The 17,282-nt window shown below is 66.7% G+C and carries 22 protein-coding genes; 7 read left to right on the top strand and 15 right to left on the bottom strand.

The window, feature by feature from the left end; genetic code table 11:
• The first annotated feature begins 56 nt into the window (after positions 1-56).
• Both GGC30_RS05790 and GGC30_RS05785 read left to right on the top strand, forming a co-directional pair.
• On the top strand, positions 57-845 hold the full coding sequence (locus tag GGC30_RS05790) for an SDR family oxidoreductase (protein ID WP_153923086.1): 789 nt from the start codon (positions 57-59) through the stop codon (positions 843-845).
• Positions 845-1,849: an NADP-dependent oxidoreductase gene (locus GGC30_RS05785; protein ID WP_153923085.1), complete on the top strand. Its 1,005-nt coding sequence runs from the start codon at positions 845-847 to the stop codon at positions 1,847-1,849. Before GGC30_RS05790 ends, GGC30_RS05785 begins: the two co-directional genes overlap by 1 nt.
• 36 nt (positions 1,850-1,885) lie before the next feature.
• On the opposite strand, the gene GGC30_RS05780 is transcribed toward GGC30_RS05785, so the two are convergent.
• From GGC30_RS05780 to coxB, 12 genes are all read right to left on the bottom strand, one after another.
• Positions 1,886-2,440: an NADPH-dependent FMN reductase gene (locus GGC30_RS05780; RefSeq protein WP_055753989.1), complete on the bottom strand. Its 555-nt coding sequence runs from the start codon at positions 2,438-2,440 to the stop codon at positions 1,886-1,888.
• Between the two features lie 65 nt (positions 2,441-2,505).
• Positions 2,506-3,720 carry a pitrilysin family protein gene (locus GGC30_RS05775; RefSeq protein ID WP_153923084.1) on the bottom strand — a complete coding sequence of 405 codons (1,215 nt, stop codon included), beginning with the start codon at positions 3,718-3,720 and terminating at the stop codon, positions 2,506-2,508.
• 58 nt (positions 3,721-3,778) lie between these two features.
• A complete protein-coding gene (locus tag GGC30_RS05770) occupies positions 3,779-4,519 on the bottom strand; it encodes an SURF1 family protein (RefSeq protein WP_153923083.1) in 741 nt (246 codons plus the stop codon).
• A complete protein-coding gene (locus GGC30_RS05765; protein ID WP_284877038.1) occupies positions 4,516-4,788 on the bottom strand; it encodes a DUF983 domain-containing protein in 273 nt (90 codons plus the stop codon). Before GGC30_RS05765 ends, GGC30_RS05770 begins: the two co-directional genes overlap by 4 nt.
• 125 nt (positions 4,789-4,913) lie before the next feature.
• A complete protein-coding gene (locus GGC30_RS05760) occupies positions 4,914-5,822 on the bottom strand; it encodes a cytochrome c oxidase subunit 3 (RefSeq protein WP_153923081.1) in 909 nt (302 codons plus the stop codon).
• A 114-nt stretch (positions 5,823-5,936) separates the two neighbouring features.
• The gene (locus GGC30_RS05755; protein ID WP_153923080.1) at positions 5,937-6,644 is read right to left on the bottom strand and encodes a hypothetical protein; all 708 of its coding nucleotides are present in this window, start codon (positions 6,642-6,644) and stop codon (positions 5,937-5,939) included.
• Positions 6,645-6,717: 73 nt separating this feature from the next.
• A complete protein-coding gene (locus GGC30_RS05750; RefSeq protein WP_199059629.1) occupies positions 6,718-7,116 on the bottom strand; it encodes an NUDIX domain-containing protein in 399 nt (132 codons plus the stop codon).
• Positions 7,117-7,130: 14 nt separating this feature from the next.
• The gene (locus tag GGC30_RS05745; RefSeq protein ID WP_017505722.1) at positions 7,131-7,667 is read right to left on the bottom strand and encodes a cytochrome c oxidase assembly protein; all 537 of its coding nucleotides are present in this window, start codon (positions 7,665-7,667) and stop codon (positions 7,131-7,133) included.
• Positions 7,664-7,834: a hypothetical protein gene (locus GGC30_RS16240; RefSeq protein WP_017505721.1), complete on the bottom strand. Its 171-nt coding sequence runs from the start codon at positions 7,832-7,834 to the stop codon at positions 7,664-7,666. The genes GGC30_RS05745 and GGC30_RS16240 overlap by 4 nt, the downstream gene beginning before the upstream one ends.
• Positions 7,835-7,838: 4 nt before the next feature.
• Entirely contained in the window at positions 7,839-8,804 is a 966-nt protein-coding gene (gene cyoE, locus GGC30_RS05740) for a heme o synthase (RefSeq protein WP_055754184.1), read from the bottom strand.
• 88 nt (positions 8,805-8,892) lie between these two features.
• Positions 8,893-10,575: a cytochrome c oxidase subunit I gene (gene ctaD / locus GGC30_RS05735; protein ID WP_153923079.1), complete on the bottom strand. Its 1,683-nt coding sequence runs from the start codon at positions 10,573-10,575 to the stop codon at positions 8,893-8,895.
• 17 nt (positions 10,576-10,592) lie between these two features.
• Positions 10,593-11,573, bottom strand: a complete 981-nt coding sequence (gene coxB / locus GGC30_RS05730; RefSeq protein WP_153923078.1) for a cytochrome c oxidase subunit II — start codon at positions 11,571-11,573, stop codon at positions 10,593-10,595.
• 260 nt (positions 11,574-11,833) lie between these two features.
• Here coxB and GGC30_RS05725 point away from each other — a divergent pair, with 260 nt between their 5' ends.
• The 5 genes from GGC30_RS05725 (at position 11,834) to GGC30_RS05705 (ending at position 15,563) form a co-directional block, all read left to right on the top strand.
• Positions 11,834-12,178, top strand: a complete 345-nt coding sequence (locus GGC30_RS05725; RefSeq protein WP_039244893.1) for a PadR family transcriptional regulator — start codon at positions 11,834-11,836, stop codon at positions 12,176-12,178.
• Positions 12,175-12,774, top strand: a complete 600-nt coding sequence (locus GGC30_RS05720) for a DUF1700 domain-containing protein (RefSeq protein ID WP_153923077.1) — start codon at positions 12,175-12,177, stop codon at positions 12,772-12,774. The genes GGC30_RS05725 and GGC30_RS05720 overlap by 4 nt, the downstream gene beginning before the upstream one ends.
• The gene (locus GGC30_RS05715) at positions 12,771-13,553 is read left to right on the top strand and encodes a GIN domain-containing protein (RefSeq protein WP_153923076.1); all 783 of its coding nucleotides are present in this window, start codon (positions 12,771-12,773) and stop codon (positions 13,551-13,553) included. The genes GGC30_RS05720 and GGC30_RS05715 overlap by 4 nt, the downstream gene beginning before the upstream one ends.
• Positions 13,554-13,672: 119 nt before the next feature.
• Positions 13,673-14,704, top strand: a complete 1,032-nt coding sequence (locus tag GGC30_RS05710; protein ID WP_153923075.1) for a UbiA family prenyltransferase — start codon at positions 13,673-13,675, stop codon at positions 14,702-14,704.
• Between the two features lie 22 nt (positions 14,705-14,726).
• Positions 14,727-15,563, top strand: a complete 837-nt coding sequence (locus GGC30_RS05705) for a DUF3298 and DUF4163 domain-containing protein (protein WP_228763621.1) — start codon at positions 14,727-14,729, stop codon at positions 15,561-15,563.
• 40 nt (positions 15,564-15,603) lie between these two features.
• On the opposite strand, the gene GGC30_RS05700 is transcribed toward GGC30_RS05705, so the two are convergent.
• From GGC30_RS05700 to GGC30_RS05690, 3 genes are read right to left on the bottom strand one after another with little or no spacing between them, the layout of a single operon-like run.
• The gene (locus GGC30_RS05700; RefSeq protein ID WP_153923073.1) at positions 15,604-16,551 is read right to left on the bottom strand and encodes an alpha/beta fold hydrolase; all 948 of its coding nucleotides are present in this window, start codon (positions 16,549-16,551) and stop codon (positions 15,604-15,606) included.
• Between the two features lie 37 nt (positions 16,552-16,588).
• Positions 16,589-16,789 carry a helix-turn-helix transcriptional regulator gene (locus tag GGC30_RS05695; RefSeq protein ID WP_153923072.1) on the bottom strand — a complete coding sequence of 67 codons (201 nt, stop codon included), beginning with the start codon at positions 16,787-16,789 and terminating at the stop codon, positions 16,589-16,591.
• Positions 16,786-17,193: a hypothetical protein gene (locus tag GGC30_RS05690; protein WP_153923071.1), complete on the bottom strand. Its 408-nt coding sequence runs from the start codon at positions 17,191-17,193 to the stop codon at positions 16,786-16,788. The genes GGC30_RS05695 and GGC30_RS05690 overlap by 4 nt, the downstream gene beginning before the upstream one ends.
• Positions 17,194-17,282: the final 89 nt, after the last annotated feature.

The following is a 17,282-nucleotide window of genomic DNA, read 5'->3' as shown; positions in this document are numbered from 1 at the left end:
ATTTGGCAACATAGATGATAGCGATCATGAATAATCAGATCGCAATGGAGCTTCTCATGTCCGACCTTCCCGCAGTTCTCATCACCGGCGCCTCCAGCGGCATCGGGGCGACCTATGCCGACCGGTTCGCCAGGCGCGGCCACGATCTGGTGATCGTCGCGCGCGACAAGGCGCGGCTGGACGCTCTGGCCGAGCGGCTTCGTGGGGAGACAGGCGTGGCGGTCGACGTCATCCAGGCCGATCTGACAAACAACGCCGATCTCGAAGTGGTCGAGGCCCGACTGCGCGACGACGCCCGCATCGGCGTGCTGGTGAATAACGCCGGGCTTTCGGTCGCGGGGCGCTTCGATCGCCAGGCCGCGTCCGACATCACACGGCTGGTGGCGGTGAATACGACGGCCGTCCTGCGGCTGGCCCATGCGGTGTCGCCCCGCTTCGTCGAGGCCGGCCAGGGCGCCATCATCAATGTCGGCTCGGCGGTGAGCCTGGTCCCCGAGTTCGGTCAGACGGTCTATGGCGCCACGAAAGCCTTTGTCCTTTACCTGTCGCAAGGACTGGCGTTCGAACTCGGTCCCAAGGGCGTCTATGTCCAGGCCGTGCTGCCGGCCGCCACGGGCACCGAAATCTGGAGCCGGGCCGGCGCCGATCCGTCGCAACTGCCCCCCATGATGGAGGTCGGAGAGATGGTGGACGCCGCGCTGGTCGGCTTCGACCGTCGCGAACCGGTGACGATCCCGCCGCTGCACGACGCCGGCCAGTGGGACGCCTTCCAGGCCGCCCGCCTCGCCATGCTGCCCGGTTTTGGGCAAGTCACCGCCGCCCCCCGCTACAAGGCGGACGCGTGATGAGAGCCTTCTTCCTCGACCATTACGCCAAGAAGGCGACGCTTCGATTGGGCGAGGCGTCGGAACCGAGGGTCGGCGACAAGGATGTGCTGGTCGAGGTGCATGCCGCCGGGCTGAACCTGCTGGACTCAAAGATCAGGGACGGGGCGTTCAAACCGATCCTTCCCTACAAGACGCCGCTGGTTCTGGGTCATGACGTGGCCGGCAAGATCGTGCGGGTCGGCGCGGCCGTGCGACGGTTTAAAGTCGGCGATGAGGTCTATTCACGACCTCGCGACGGCCGGATCGGAACCTTCGCCGACTATATCGCCATCGCGGAAGACGACGTCGCGCCCAAGCCGCGCAATCTGTCGATGGAAGAGGCGGCGGGCGTGCCGCTGACGGCGCTGACGGCATGGCAGGTGTTGGTGGATCGGGCGGGATTGAAGCCCGGCCAGAAGGTTCTGATCCACGCCGGTTCCGGCGGGGTTGGCATCCTCGCGATCCAGTTGGCCAAACACCTGGGCGCCAGCGTCGCGACGACGGCGAGCGCAGCGGGCGCGGACCTGGTCCGCAGCCTGGGGGCGGATGTGGTGGTCGATTACAAGACCGAGGACTTCGCCCAGGTGCTGTCAGGATACGATGTGGTTTTGAACAGCCTGGACGGCGAGACGCTGGAACGGTCGTTGGATGTGCTGAAACCAGGCGGCAAGCTGATCTCGATTTCCGGCCCGCCCGATCCGGCCTTCGCCAGGGCCCAGGGTCTGAACTGGATCATCCGCCAGGTCATCGGCCTGGGCAGCCGCAAGATCCGGGCAACTGCGAGGGCGCGTCGGGTGGACTACAGTTTCGTCTTCATGCGGGCGGACGGCGAACAGTTGAGCCGGATCACGGCCTTGATCGAGGCCGGCGACATCCGCCCCGTGCTGGATCGCGCGTTCCCGTTCGAGGATCTGAACGAAGCGCTGACCTATATCGAGACCGGTCGCGCCAAGGGCAAGGTCGTCGTCAGCCTGAGGCCCTGAACTGATCGTTATCGAAGGGCCGCGGCTCCAATCGCTCTACGCCTTTGTCTTGTCGATCCAGGCGGCGAAGGCGTCGGTGAAGCTTTTCAGGAAGGTCTTGGTGTCGTCCTTCTTCAGCTTGCCGTTCTCGTCCAGCAGGTCCGCGACATTGCCGATATAGGCCTCGGGCTGCTGCATCGTCGGCATGTTCAGGAACACAAGCGGCTGGCGCAGGTGGTGGTTGGCGCCGAACGCCGCGACGGCGCCGGGCGAGACGCTGACGATGGCGGCGGGCTTGCCCTGCCAGATGCTGTGGCCATAGGGGCGCGAGCCGACGTCCAGCGCGTTCTTCAGCGCGCCGGGAATGGAGCGATTGTATTCGGGCGTGACGAACAGCACCGCCTCGGTCGTCGCCACCTCCTCGCGGAACCGCTCCCAGGCGGGCGGCGGGTTCTCGGTCTCCAGATCGGGGTCATAGAGCGGCAGGTCGCCGATCTCGACCAACTCGATCTCCAGCCCCGGCTCGGCCAGCGCCTTCAACTCCATGCCGATGGCGCGCGAATAGGAGCCTTTGCGCAGGCTGCCGACGATCAGGGCGACGCGGACGGTCATGGAAGGTCTCCGGGCTGGACGGGTTCAAGCGCCAGCATAACCGATCCGCGCCCCGGCGCGTTCCCTCAGCCCCCGAACAGAGCCGCCGCGAACGCTTCGCCTGCTGGTGCGGCTGACTTCGGACCCAGGACGGCGCTGGCCGCCTGGCCAGAGGCCAGCACCCGGCCGCCGACCGCGCGCACATCCTCAATCGTCTGGGCTTCCAGCTGTTCGGTCATCGACAGGCTGGAGCGTGGGGCCCCGAAGATCAGGGTCTGGGCGGCGTTGCGCCCGGCCCGGCTCATCGGGTTTTCGTCCGACATCCACAGGCCGGCCTTCATAACAGCCTTCGCCCGCGACAGCTCCTTTTCGGTCGGACCGACCTCGGCCAGGGCCCGCACCTCGGCCGCCGAGACCTCGGCCAGTTCTTTCGCCCGATCCGCCGCCGCCCCGGCGTAGATGCCCAGCACGCCCGTATCCTCATACGGCTCCTGATAGGCGTCGATGGCGTAGGCCAGGCCCCGCTCCTCGCGCGCGCTCTGGAACAGGCGCGAGGCCATGCCGCCGCCCAGAATCTCGCCGAACAGCCGCATGGCTGAAAGCGCCGGATCGGTCGCGGACAACGCCGGCAGTTGGAACACCAGATTGGCCTGTTCGATCTTGCGCGTCAGCTTCGCATGGCCGCCGACGAAGGCGGCCGGCGCGGGCGCATCGGCCGGCGTCGTCACCGCATCGCCGAACCAGCGCTCGGCCAGGGCCAGCAGTTCGGTCTCGTCCACCGCGCCTGAGACCGACACCACCATCCGGTCGGGCGAATACAGCCGCGCGCGCCACGCCTCGACCGACGTCTTGTCGGCCGGCTTCAGGCTGGCGACCGAGCCCAGGATCGGACGGCCCAGCGGTTGCTTGGCGAAGGCGCGCGTCTGCACCATCTCGAACACATGGTCGTCGGGCGTGTCGAAGGCCTCGGCGATCTCCTGGGCCACCACGTCCTTCTCGCGCTCAATCTCGGCCGGGTCCAGCGTGGGGCGGAACACCAGGTCCGACAGCACCTGCATCGCCAGCGGCAGCGAGCCGTCCAGCCCCCGCACCTCGAAACTGGTCCGCTCGTATCCGGTGGAGGCGTTGATCGTGCCGCCCTCGGCCTCGATCCGCTCGACGATCTCGCGCGCGGCCATGTCCCCGGCGCCCTTGAACACCAGATGCTCCAGCAGGTGCGACCAGCCGGACCGATCCAGCGGCTCCCACCGCGCCCCGCCCTTGACGGTGACGACGACGGCCAGGGTCTTCAGCCCCGGCATCGGATCGCAGATGACGCGAACGCCGTTGGACAGGGTGTGAAGCGTAGCGGTCAGGACTTTAGTCTTTCCTATCGCCGCGCACGCGGTGCGCGGCTGCTTGAGGACCGTCTTTCTTCATTCGACGGCGAAGCAGGGCCACATAGAAGCCCGCAAGCGCGATCGCCAGTCCGAACCACGTCAGGGCGTATCCGAAATGGTTGTTGGAAAAGGCCGCGGGCGGCGCGGACGGCCTGAGCGCCGGGAACTCGGGATTGACGGCGGTGATGGCGAACACGGCCTCGGGCCGGACCGGGCCGGTGACGTTCAGCGCCTTGGCCATCGCCGCCGTGTCGCGGGCGTAGAAGCGGCCGTCGCGCGGCGCGGGGCTCATGGCGCCGGGCTTGTCGAAGGTGCGGAACTCTCCGACCATCACCAGCGGCAGGGTGGTTTCGAGCACGCGCGGACGCGCCGTCACGCCGTCGCCGACAAAGCCACGATCGACCAGCAGGGTGAAATCCGTCCCCGCCGGCTTGCACGCCGAGATCAGCCGCACCCCGGCCTCGCCGTCATGGATGCTCTGAAGCTCGACGAAGGGCGCGCTGGCCAGGCCCGGACAGACGATCAACGCCTTCCTGAACTCCAGATCACCTTCCGCCAGCACCTGCTCCAGCGGCGCGGGCGGTTTCGCCGCCGCCGCATCGGCCGCCGCGATCAGCCCTTCCTTCCACTTCAGCCGCTCGACCTGCCACACGCCCAGCCCGATCAGCAGGATCAGGGCCAGCGCCGTCAGCAGGGTCAGGATCCAGGGGAAACGCTTCATCGCTGGTTCCGATATTGCAGCCCGATCATCAGCCCCCGGCCCGGCCGCATCAGGGCCAGCGACAGGGCGACCACCAGCGGCAGCCAGACGATCAGATGCACCCACATGGGCGGATGGTATTTGATTTCGACGAAAAGGGCCGAGAAGCCGACGATGAATCCGGCGATCTGCATGATGAAGCTGGCGGGGCCGTCGCCCGTCTGGATGGTGGAATAGTCCAGACCGCAGGCCGTGCAGCCGGGCGCCACCTTCAGAAAGCCCGCGAACAACGCGCCCTGGCCGCACCGGGGACAACGCCCCCGCAGCGTCCACCGAACCGGCGTATCGGAAACGACGACGGCGCGGGACGATTCCTCGTCCCGCGCCGCTGCGATGTCTTCAGGGCCGTCTTGGATCAACCGAAGACGACATAGACGAAGGCGAACAGGAACAGCCAAACCACGTCCACGAAGTGCCAGTACCAGGCCGCCGCCTCGAACCCGAAATGCTTCTGTGGGGTGAAGTCGCCCTTCAGCAGGCGGATCAGGCAGACCGCCAGGAAGATGGTGCCGATCAGGACGTGGAAGCCGTGGAAGCCCGTCGCCATGAAGAAGATCGAGCCATACAGGCCCGAGTTCACGGCCTCGTCGTTGAAGAACAGCTTCTCGTGCAGGATGTGGTTGTACTCATAGGCCTGGACGCAGGTGAACAGCACGCCAAGGGCCACGGTGATGATCAGGGCCAGCTTGGCGCCCTTGCGGTCGCCGACCTGGATCGCGTGGTGGGCCCAGGTGACGGTGCAGCCCGAGAGCAGCAGGGTCACGGTGTTCAGCAGCGGCAGTTGCCACGGCGACAGAACCTCGACGCCCTTGGGCGGCCAGGTCGACCAGGCCTTGGCGGTGTCGGCCCAGGTGCTGACTTCCGGCGTAAGCGCCCGCGATTCATGGAACAGGGCCATGTCGAAGAACATCCAGAAGAAGGCGACGAAGAACATCACCTCCGACGCGATGAACAGGATCATGCCGTAGCGCAGGCCCAGCGACACGACCGGCGTATGGTCGCCCGCCTTAGATTCCTTGATGACGTCCGCCCACCAGCAGAAGGCCGAGATCAGCACGCCAGCCAGACCGGCGAAGAAGACGCCCGGCTTGCCTTCCGCCAGGAAGTTGGCGGCGATCGGGCCGCCGTCCGCCGGGGCCAGGCCCTTCATCCAGATCACCGCGCCGATGAACATGATGGTCGCAGCGACCGATGACACCAGCGGCCAGGGGCTAGGCGCCACCAGGTGGTAGTCGTGCTGCGGAGTGGCGTGGGCGTCAGCCATGAATCGCGTCTCTTCGTCGGCCAGAGTCGGTTGTTATAGCGGCTATAGCGTTCGATTTTCCCCGACGCCAGAGCCACGCCGTCTTTCCGCCTTGTTCGGGCATGCGGACGGGGCTCAGCCCTTGCGGGCCATTGGATCGGCGGGATCGTCCGGGCTGTCGGCCAATGCGCCGCCCATGCCCATTCCACCGCCGCCCATCCCTGCGCCCATGCCTGCGCCCATGCCGCCCTCGCCACGGCCGCCCGTTGCGCCGGCGACTGAGCCGCGGCCTCCGGTCGAGGACGGGCGCGTCGGGCCTTGCAAGGGCATGTCCGGTCCGGTCGGCACGGGCGCCAGGTCCAGCGCCTGGCGGATGAAGTCGCGCAGCGAAACGACCAGATCATGCGTCCGCACCGGCCGCCCGGCGACCAGTTCACGCGCCGCCTGCTGCGCCAGCCACACCTGGTCCTCGGTGCCCAGCAGGATGATATCCGCAAGACTGGCCTCGACCGCGTCGCGGATACGCCGGGTCCGGTCCGACCCCGCCGTCGCCTCGGCGCTGAGATCCAGTCCCGCCTCGCCTTGCGAGACGTTGCGGCGGCTCAGGTCGCGCTTGTGCGTCGGATCGACGGTCAGGTCGCCGGTGAAAGACCCGCCCAGCACCTTGTAGGCGGCGATCAGGGTCTTCAGCCGTTCATTGATCTGGCGGTTCATCCGCTCGCGCCGCTGCTGGATGGTGAACATCATCACCAGCCGGATGCCCATGCCGATCAGCGTCACGAGCGCCAGCCCGACCAGGGTCAGCAGCAGACTGTGCCAGTTGGTGAAATCCAGACCGCGCAACTTCCGTCTCCGTCTCCGCGTGCAGCGTGCACCTGGAGATGAAACGCGCGCCGACGCGAACGGCGCCGTGCGATCAGCCGTTCATCGCCGCGAACGCCTTGGCCGAAAAGGCCGACAGCGGCTGGGGAAGGTCGTCCAGCGCGAACCAGCCGATCTCCGACAGCTTGTCCGGCTCGGTCAGCGTCGGCTCGCCGGTGAAGTCCCGGGTGACATAGATCAGCGACACCCAATGCTGGCCGTCGGCCGGAATGATCTCTTCGGCCAGGCACAGGAAATCGACCGCGCCGATCTTCAGCCCGCTCTCCTCCTCGGCCTCGCGCCGCGCGGCGTCGATGGAGCGCTCCATCAGGTCGACCTTGCCGCCCACGATGTTCCAGAACCCGGCCTCGGGCGCCTTCAGCCGTTTGCACAGCAGCACCCGCCCGTCGGCGCGCTGGATCACCAGGCCGCAGCCGACGCCGGGAAAGTCCACGCCCGGCTTCGAAGTCACGCCTTGGGCGCGTCCACAGAGGGGTAGAAGGTGTAGCTCAGGGTGATGTCGCGCGCGCCCTTGGCCTCACGGTCCGTGGCCAGTTCCGGGGCGATGAAATACTGGACCGGGAACTGGCGCGTCTCGCCCGCCGCCAGCGTCTGGTCGGTGAAGCAGAAACATTGCAGCTTCTGGAAATACGGCCCCGTCTGCTCGGGCGAGACATTGTAGCTGGCGCGCACCTGGATCGGCTTGTCCGAGGTGTTGGTCACGTCGAAATAGGCCAGGCCCGTCTCGCCGATCCGCACCCGCTGGGTCGACTGCTCGGCGCGGAAGGTCATCGGCACGCCGCGCACATTGGTGTCGAACCGCACCATGACCGTCTCGTCCAGCACGGTGTCGGAGGCCTTGTCGGCCTTCATCGTCGTGCCGCCGAAGCCCGTGACCTGACAGAACATCCGATAGAGCGGCACCGCCGCGAACGCCGCCCCGGTCATTCCCATCACGCCGAAGACGCAGATGATGGCGATCAGATTCTTGCGGCCCGCCTTCATGGTTGGGACGTCTCCACCGCCGTCGCCAGCGCGCGCTCGGCCGCCTGGTTCTGTTGCAGGCGCAGCACCGTGGTGGCGAAGACCAGCACGATGAAGGCCACCAGCGCCGAGGCGATCCAGACGTTGCGACGCTTGCGCGCGCGAAGTTCCTCAGGCGTCAGACGCATGGTTTTACGCTCCCAGACCGGACAGGGCCTCGACCAGCAGCGCCGAGAACAGCGCCATCAGATAGAGGATGGAAAAGGCGAACAGGTCCCGCGCCGGTTTGGCCTGGACCTTGACGTCATACAATGCGGCCTCGCGTCCCACGGCCTCGGCCTTGTCCGGCTCGTCGCCCGCGCGCGAGCGATAAAGGCGCACCGCCAAGCCCAGGAAGCCCAGGCCGCCCGCGACCGACACAACCAGATAGATGATCCCGCCCAGGCCCGCGAAGGCGGGGGCGATCGCGACCGGCACGAAGACCAGGGTGTAGAGCAGGATCTGCAACCGCGTGGACTTTGCGCCCTTGGCCACCGGCATCATCGGAATGCCCGCCTTGGCGTAGTCGCCGGCCGAATACAGCGCCAGCGCCCAGCTGTGCGGCGGAGTCCACAGGAAGATGATGAGAAACAGCAGCCACGCCTGCCACGGCGCATGGCCCGTCGCCGCCGCCCAGCCGATCACGGGCGGAAAGGCGCCCGCCGCCCCGCCGATGACGATGTTCTGGGGCGTCCGCCGCTTCAGCAGCAGGGTGTAGAAGCCGGCGTAATAGACGATGGTCATGGCCAGCAGACCGGCCGCCAGCCAGTTGGTGTTCATCCCCAGCAGCATGACCGAGAACAGGCTCAGGATGACGCCGAACGCCATGGCGTCGTTCTTGCGCACACGTCCCGCCGCCACCGGCCGGCCGCGCGTGCGCCGCATCAGGGCGTCGGTCTCGCCTTCCAGCGCCATGTTCAGCGCCCCGGCCGCCCCTGCGCCCACGGCGATGCACAGGATGGCGATGGCCGCGACCAGCGGATTGACCGATCCGGGCGCGACGATCAGCCCGGTCGCAGCGGTGAAGACCACCAGCGACATCACACGCGGCTTCAGCAGCTGGAAGAAATCCTCCGGCTGGGCGGTCGAGATGGCGGGGCGGGTCTGAACTTCGGTCATCGGTGAGGGCCGCATAGCATACCCAAATGAAGAAGGCCGCCCCTTCCGACGGAAAGAGCGGCCTTCGATTTCATATCGCTGGAAAGGCTTAGTGCTCTTCCGCCTTGATGACCGGCAGTTCGTTGAACTGGTGGGCCGGGGGCGGCGAGGACAGGGTCCACTCCAGGGTCGTGGCGCCTTCGCCCCACGGATTGTCCACGCCCGGACGACGACGGATCGCCGCCTCGGCCAGCATGATCAGGAAGACCAGCACGCCGACCGCCGTGATCGCATAGCCGATCGACGAGACGTGGTTCCACAGGGTGAAGGCTTCCGGATAGTCGATGTAGCGACGCGGCATGCCCTGCAGACCCAGGAAGTGCTGCGGGAAGAACACCAGGTTCACGCCCACGAACATGATCCAGAAGTGGGTCGCGCCCAGGAACTCGTTGTACTTCACGCCGAACATCTTCTCGAACCAGTAGTAGAAGCCCGCGAAGATCGCGAAGACGGCGCCCAGCGACAGCACGTAGTGGAAGTGCGCCACGACATAATAGGTGTCGTGCAGGCTGTAATCGATGCCGGCGTTCGACAGGACCACGCCGGTCACGCCGCCGACGGTGAACAGGAAGATGAAGCCGATCGCCCACAGCATGGGTGTCTTGAAGCTGATGGAGCCGCCCCACATGGTGGCGATCCAGCTGAAGATCTTCACGCCCGTCGGCACCGCGATGATCATGGTGGCGGCGATGAAATAGGCGCGCAGATTGATGCTCATGCCGACCGTGTACATGTGGTGGGCCCACACGATGAAGCCGACGAAGCCGATGGCCACCATGGCGTAGGCCATGGCCAGATATCCGAACACCGGCTTGCGGCTGAAGGTCGAGACGATGTGGCTGATGATGCCGAAGCCCGGCAGGATCAGGATGTACACTTCCGGGTGACCGAAGAACCAGAACAGGTGCTGGTACATGATCGGGTCGCCGCCGCCGGCGGGATCGAAGAAGTGGGTGTGGAAGTTGCGGTCCGTCAGCAGCATGGTGATGGCGCCGGCCAGCACGGGCAGCGACAGCAGCAGCAGGAAGGCGGTGATCAGCACCGACCAGGCGAACAGCGGCATCCGGTGGATGGTCATGCCGGGCGCGCGCATGTTCAGGATGGTGGTGATGAAGTTGATCGCGCCCAGGATCGAGCTGGCGCCCGCGACGTGCAGGGCGAAGATGGCCAGGTCGAAGGCGGGGCCGACGTGGCCCGTGGTCGACAGCGGCGGATAGGCCGTCCAGCCCCCGCCGAAGCCCTTGCCCGGTCCGCCGTCGGTGAACATCGACAGGATCAGCAGGCACCAGGCGGCGACCAGCAGCCAGAAGGAGATGTTGTTCATGCGCGGGAAGGCCATGTCCGGCGCGCCGATCATGATCGGCACGAACCAGTTGCCGAAACCGCCGATCATGGCGGGCATGACCATGAAGAAGATCATGATCAGGGCGTGGGCCGTCACGACGGCGTTATAGCCGTGCTTGGACTGCTCCACGAGACCCAGCAGCTGGATCGACGAGCCTTCCTTGAAGATCTGGATGCCCGGCTCGGCCAGTTCCCAGCGGATCAGGCCCGACAGAGCGCCGCCCACGATGCCCGCCATGATGGCGAACATCAGATACAGGGTGCCGATGTCCTTGTGGTTGGTCGACAGGAACCAGCGGGTGAAGAAGCCCAGCTTGTGGTCGTGATGGTGGTCGTCGTGAGCGTGACCGAGGTGGGTCGCGTCGCGGGTTACGGTAGCGTCAGCCATGTGTCTCTGTTCGCCTCTTACTGGGCGGCCGGCGCGGCGGACGCCGCGGCGGGAACGGGTTGGTCGGCGGTGGCGCCAACGGGGGCGGCGACCGGGGTCGCGGCATCGGCGGCGGGCGCGGGAGCGGCTGTAGCCGGAGCCGCGGCGGGCGCGGCGACCTTGGGCGTCATCGAACCGCCCTTGGAGGCGATCCACTGCTCGAACTGGGCCTGGGTCACGACCCGGATCTCCAGCGGCATGAAGGCGTGGTCGACGCCGCACAGTTCCGAGCACTGACCATAGAAGACGCCGGTGCGCTCGGCCTTGAACCAGGTGGTGTTGATGCGGCCGGGAACGGCGTCGGTCTTCAGGCCGAACGCCGGCAGGGCGACGGCGTGGATGACGTCCGAGGCGGTGATGACCAGCTGGACCGTCTTGCCGACCGGCACGACCATCGGCTCGGTCGCGGCCAGGCGATAGGGCACGCCCTTGGCCTTGGCTTCCTCTTCCGGGAGCATGTTGGAGATGTATTCCGCGACGCCCTGGTCCGGATACTCATAGGCCCAGTTCCACTGGTTGCCGGTCACCTTCACCGTCAGGTCAGGCGACGGCATGTCGTGATAGGCGAACAGCAGGCGGAACGAGAACAGGGAGATGAAGACCAGGATCAGCACCGGCAGCACGGTCCAGATGATCTCGATCGTGGTGTTGTGGCTCCAGCGCGCGGGCGTCGGATTGGCCTTCTTGTTGTAGCGGAACACGATCCACGCCAGCAGGCCCAGCACCAGCAGGGTGATGGCCGTGATGATCGGCATCAGGATCACGTCGTGGAAGAAGTGCGCATCATGCTTCAGCGGCGACGCCGCCGGTTGCAGCGTGATGCCGCCCGGGGTCGGCTGACCCATCAGGTCCTGCGCCCACGTCGGCGCCGCAGCGAACATCGCCAGTCCGGCGCCCAGAACGATGGAGGACGCGCAAGTCGCGGCCTTCTTCAACGTCCCTTGGGCTCGCTTGCCCATCCCCATATGAGACTTCCCCGTAAAACCGTTATGCAGCAGATACTTGCGAATGGCTCGCAAGAGATCACGCTGGCGCGATTCCCACGCCCGGCGTTCTCGGTCACCTATCGGATCGCTTTCGGCTTGCCAAGCGATCAACGGCGCTCAGGCCGCAAAGCCGCCTTCAGCCGGCCTCGATTAAATCGCTGTCATGTTTCGATAGCTACCTTGCGTCACAAGATACCTTGTCGTAGTCAATGGTCATCAACGGGAGAGCCGAGGTGCCAGAAACTATCGAGATACAGCTGAAGAAGGGCGTGTTGGGGCTTTGCGTCCTGGCCCTTCTCAACCGGGCGGACAGCTACGCCTACGAGATCGCCAGCCGCCTGTCGGACGCGATCGATATGGGGGAAGGCACAATCTACCCCCTGATGCGCCGCATGCAGTCCGAAGGACAGGTCGAGACCTATCTGGTCGAATCCTCCGCCGGGCCGTCACGCAAATACTACCGACTGACCGAAGCGGGCCGGGGGGCCCTCGCCGCCCAGACTGCCGAATGGTCCGCCTTCACCAAGGCCGTCGACGCCATCGTGGCGAACGACGCCGATCAGGGAGCCGCTCAATGACGCGCGCCGAATTCATCGATCGTCTGAAGGAAGGCCTCGTCGGCCTGCCGACCACGACCGCAAACGACATCATCGCCGACTATCAGACCCATTTCGACGACGGCCTGGCCGCCGGCCGCACCGAGGCCGAGGTGGCCTCCGCGCTCGGCGATCCGGTCCGCCTGGCTCGCGAACTGAAGGCCGAGGCCGGCATCCAGCGCTGGCATCAGGAGAAGAACCCCTCCGCCGCCGCCGGCGCCGTCTTCGCGGTCCTGGGCCTGGGTGCGTTGGACATCCTGATCCTCCTGCCCCTGTTGATGGGCGTGATCGGGACCGTGTTCGGCTTCTTCATCGCCGCCATCGGCCTGTTCATCGGCGGCGGCGTGATCATGGTCGCGGGTCCCTTCGCCGGCTTCCCCGGCGGGCCGTTCGCGGCGATCCTGATGGGGCTGGGCCTGATGGCCGGCGCCGTCTTCATCGGCGCCCTGCTGACCATCTTCACCATCTGGCTGGTGAACGGCGTCGTCTGGTTCGCCCGCCTTCACTACCGCCTGCTGAAGCCGGCGCTTGAGCCGACCAGCGTTCAATCCACCTCGACCTCGGGAGCCTCGGCATGATCCGCACCCTGTTCATCATCGCCGGCGCCGCCCTGGTGCTGTGCCTGGTCACCGTCGGCGGCGCGCTGGCGATCGGCGGCCATGACCTCCAGCGCCACGGCTGGGCCTGGACCATCAAGGACCAGGACGGCGAGACCATCCGCTTCGAGCGGGTCAAGGGCGGCGGGACCGACGACCTCGGCCCCCTGACCACCCGCACCCTGCCTTGGACCGGCGGCGAGACCCTGACCGTCGATTCCAGCATTGACGTCGACTATGTCCAGGGCGACGCCAACACCGTCGTCATCACCGGGCCCAAGGGTCTGACCGACCGGGTCCGTCTGGTCGACGGCCGCCTCGATCTGGGCGACGGCGACGAGCGGGTCGTGTTCGGCTGGAGCAACGGCAACTTCTCCGCCCGCTCCGAGCGCGACGAACTGAAGGTCGTCATCACCGCGCCCAAGGTGAACCGCTTCAACGCCGAGGGCTCGGGCGACCTGCAGATCACCGGCTATGACCAGCCGTCGCTGACGGTCGACATCGCCGGTTCGGCCGAGGTCACCGCCTCGGGTCGCACCGACGAGCTGAAGCTGGACATCGCCGGCTCGGGCGATGCGTCCCTGGGCGACCTGGCGACCCGCGACGCCTGGGTGGACATCGCCGGCTCCGGCGACGCCCGCATCGCCCCGACCGGCGACGTCAAGGTCGCCATCGCCGGCTCCGGCGACGTGGCCCTGGCCACCCGCCCCGCCAACCTGAACAGCACCGTCTCCGGCTCCGGCGACGTCTATCAGGACTGACGGTCGCGCCGATCACCGTGGAAAGGGGCTGGGCCCTCCAGCCCCTTTTTCTGTGCGCCCGCTTTGGAAACGGGGAGCGGCGCCTTCACCCCTCGGGCCCTACGCGCTAAGTCAGCCGCATGACTTTCGCTCCCCTCCCCGACGCCGGCGCCAACTGGGTCGATCGGCATGCGCCGGAGGGGCTAAAGCCGTGGTTGAAGCTGGGGCGGTTCGATCGGCCCATCGGCATCTGGCTGCTGCTGCTGCCCGGCTGGCAGGGAATCGCGCTGGCCCTGGCTCAGTATCGGCAAAGCCCCGGCTTTTATGATCTGTGGCTGTTCGTTGGTTTCGGCATCGGCGCCTGCCTGATGCGAGCGGCGGGGTGCGCCTTCAACGACATCGTCGATCGGGATTTCGACGCACAAGTCGCCCGCACCGCCCAGAGACCCATCCCGTCCGGCCGCATCTCGGTCAAACAGGCCTGGGCCTTCGTCGTCGCGTGCAGCCTGGTCAGCCTTTTGATCCTGCTCACCCTGCCGACCGTCGCCATCGGGCTGGGCGTCGGGTCGCTGGGCCTGGTCGCGGCCTATCCCTTCATGAAGCGGATCACCTGGTGGCCCCAGGCCTGGCTTGGCCTGACGTTCAACTGGGGTGCCCTGATGGGGTTCGCCGCCGCCCTGCCCTTGGCGACGGCCGCCTTGCTGCTGCCCGCCGATCTCGCCGGCGAGTTCCGGCCATTCCTATGGTCACCCGCCGGCAACAGCGGCCATGCGATCGCACTAGCTTGGCAGGCCTATATTCCCGCCGTCCTGCTGTGGATCGGCGGCGTCTTCTGGACCCTGGGCTACGACACCATCTATGCGCTTCAGGACATCGAGGACGACGCCATGATCGGCGTGAAATCCTCGGCCCGTCGCCTGGCCTCAGCCGTGCAGCCGGGCGTGGCGGTCTTTTATGGCCTGACAGTAATCCTTGCCGCCCTGACCGGCCTCGCCGCGGGGCTTGGGCCGCTGTTCTGGCTCTGTCTGGTGATCTATGCCGTCCATCTGGCGTGTCAGGTCATCCGGCTGGACCGCAACGACGACGCCCTGGCGCTGAAACTGTTCAAGTCCAATCGCGAGGCCGGTCTGATCCTGCTGGCCGCTATCGCCCTTGGCTCAATCTCCCTGTGATCCCCCGATGATGGAGTTTCCCATGTCGCGCACCGCCCGCACCCTGCTGCTGTCCGCCGCTGTCGCCGCCACGCTTTGCGCGTCTCTGGCGGCCTGCCAGCGCAAGGAAGACAAGGCCCAGGCGCCGGCCGCGCCGGCCCCGGCCGCTGCGCCGGCCATGTCGAACACCCCCGTCGGCTATGACAGCAAGACCCCCTATGCCGCCGTCAAACTGACCCTGCCGCAGGCGATCAAGACCACGCCTGCCCTGCACGCCGCCCTCTATGCCGACACGGTGCGCGACCTGAAGCAGTTCGAGGAAGGCGCTCAGGCCGATCTCAGCGAGGCCGGCGGCGGCCCGAACCCTTATGAAAAGACCATCGCCTTCGCGCCCGGCGCCGAGACTGGCAAACTGGTCAGCCTGGCCCGCACAGATTTCGAGTTCACCGGCGGCGCACATCCCAACACCAGCTTCGACGCCGTGATCTGGGACAAGACGACCAACAAGCGGCTGGGCTTCGCCGACCTGTTCCGGCCGGGCGCCGACCTGTCGGTTCTGGACAAGGCCCTGTGCGCCGCCGCCAACGCCGCCAAACAGGCCCGGTCGCCGGGCTCGGAGGCCGCGACCCTGGACGGCAAGATGTGGACCTGCCCCAAGGCCGTCTCGACCCCGTTCGTCCTGACGCCTGGCGCGACGCCGGGCAAGGCGGGCGGCGTGACCTTCCTGATGGGGCCGTACCAGATCGGCCCCTATTCGGACGGCCCCTACTGGATCGCCCTGCCGCAGAGCGTCTTCCGCGCCCTGCTCAACCCCGCCTACGCCGACCAGTTCGACGGCGTCCCGGTCAAGGCCGGCGACGTGACGCCGAAGAACGGCTGAACCAATCCTCCCCCGTTTGGGGGGGGAGGATCTTCCAGGCTCACTTCGCCAGAAACGCGTCGATCAGTTCGGCGAACCGCTCGGGCTGATCGGCCATGATGAAATGTCGCGAGCCATCGACGCGGATCAGGGTCACGCCGGGCAAGGCCGCATACTCTCGCGTCCACATCGCATCGGCCATCGCCGCCGGCGCCCCGCCGTCGGCATCGGCGGCGTAAAGCGCCGTCACCGGCGTCGTCATGGCCGCCAGCCCCGGCCGCGCATCGGTGGTCATCACATCCTTCATCGCCGAGGCCATCGCATGACGGTCGGTCGCCAGCGACCACGCCACGATCCGCGCCTGTTCCGACGGGGTGCGCGACAGGCCCTGCGCCGTCGCCTCCTGCTGGGTGCGGAAGCTCGCCGTGTCCGCCGACAGGATCATGCTGGCCGCCTGATCCGCGAAAGGCTTTGCGCTCTCTGCCGTCGCGGTCGGGCCGAACATGGCGCTGTAGAAGGGCAGCGAGTCGACCGTCATCACCCGTCCGACCAGATCCGGCTGCTGTTGCGCCAGCAGAAGTCCGCTCAGACCGCCCATCGAATGGCCGATCACCGCGGGCCGATCCAGCCGCGCCTGGCGGATGTAGCGCGCCAGTTCATCCACCTCGGGCTGGACGAAGGCGCCGTCGCCGTGCGTCCAGGGTTCGCCGGCGAATCCTGCCAGCTGCACCAGATGCACGCGGTGCGTCGCCTTCAGCCGATCCGCTGTCGCGCGCCACACTTCACGCGAAGACGCCAGTCCGGGGATCAGGATCACGTCAGGGCCTTGGCCCACCACCTCGACCGACAGCCGGTCGGAGGTGAAGGGCGCGGCGGAGGAAGCCACAGGTGGCGCGGCTTGGGCTCGGACCTGATCGCTGGCCACGGCGCAGGCGATCACAACGCCTAGGATGATGGCAAGGCGCGACGGGGCGAAGACGCCCCGGCAAGGGCGAATGACGTTCGACATCACAGTCTCCAATTGTAAGGTTATTCTGACTTTTCGGTCAGCCCACGTGCGGGTTCTCAAAGATCTCTTCGACCGGCCGCTCGAACACGGCGGCGATCCGGTAGGCCAAGTCCAACGACGGATCGTGCCGCTCGGTCTCCAGGGCGATCACCGCCTGACGCGAGACCCCCAGCGCCTGACCCATCTGTTCCTGGGTCCAGCCGCGCTCGACGCGTAGAAGCTTCAGACGGTTCTTCATCGGCTGCTCCGGATGAAGGGCGAAACGACGCCGTACAGCCCCCAAAAGACCGGAACGATCAGCCAGGTCTGCATATGCGGCGCGCCGGCGAAACTCTCGCCAAAGCCCCAAAAGGTGGCGACGGCCATGGCCAGCCCTGCGGCGACGATGAACTGTTTGGCGGTCACGCCGCGCACGAACTCGTCGCTCTCGCGCATCAGCGCCAGGGTCGCCCAAATCTGCCCGATCACCGGGGCCGACACCGCCGCCGCCAGGACCCAGGCCGTCGGTTTGCCCATCAAATCGTCGAACGCGGCTGTCGTCATCATGGCGATACAGATCGCGACATAGGGCGCAGAGAAAGCCATCGTGCGAATGATGTAGCGTCGATGCGCAGGCGTTCCGGTCTTCCAGGCGGTGAACATATCGGCTCTCCTTGTGTAAGGACAACCTGACACCGACAGAATGTCATGTCAACCTGACTTTTTGTCAGGCACGCCCAACATTCTTGCGT

It is taken from the genome of Brevundimonas sp. SPF441, from assembly GCF_009661015.1.
GTDB classification, from domain to species: Bacteria; Pseudomonadota; Alphaproteobacteria; order Caulobacterales; family Caulobacteraceae; genus Brevundimonas; species Brevundimonas vesicularis.
This window is presented reverse-complemented; position numbering and strand designations above follow the sequence as displayed.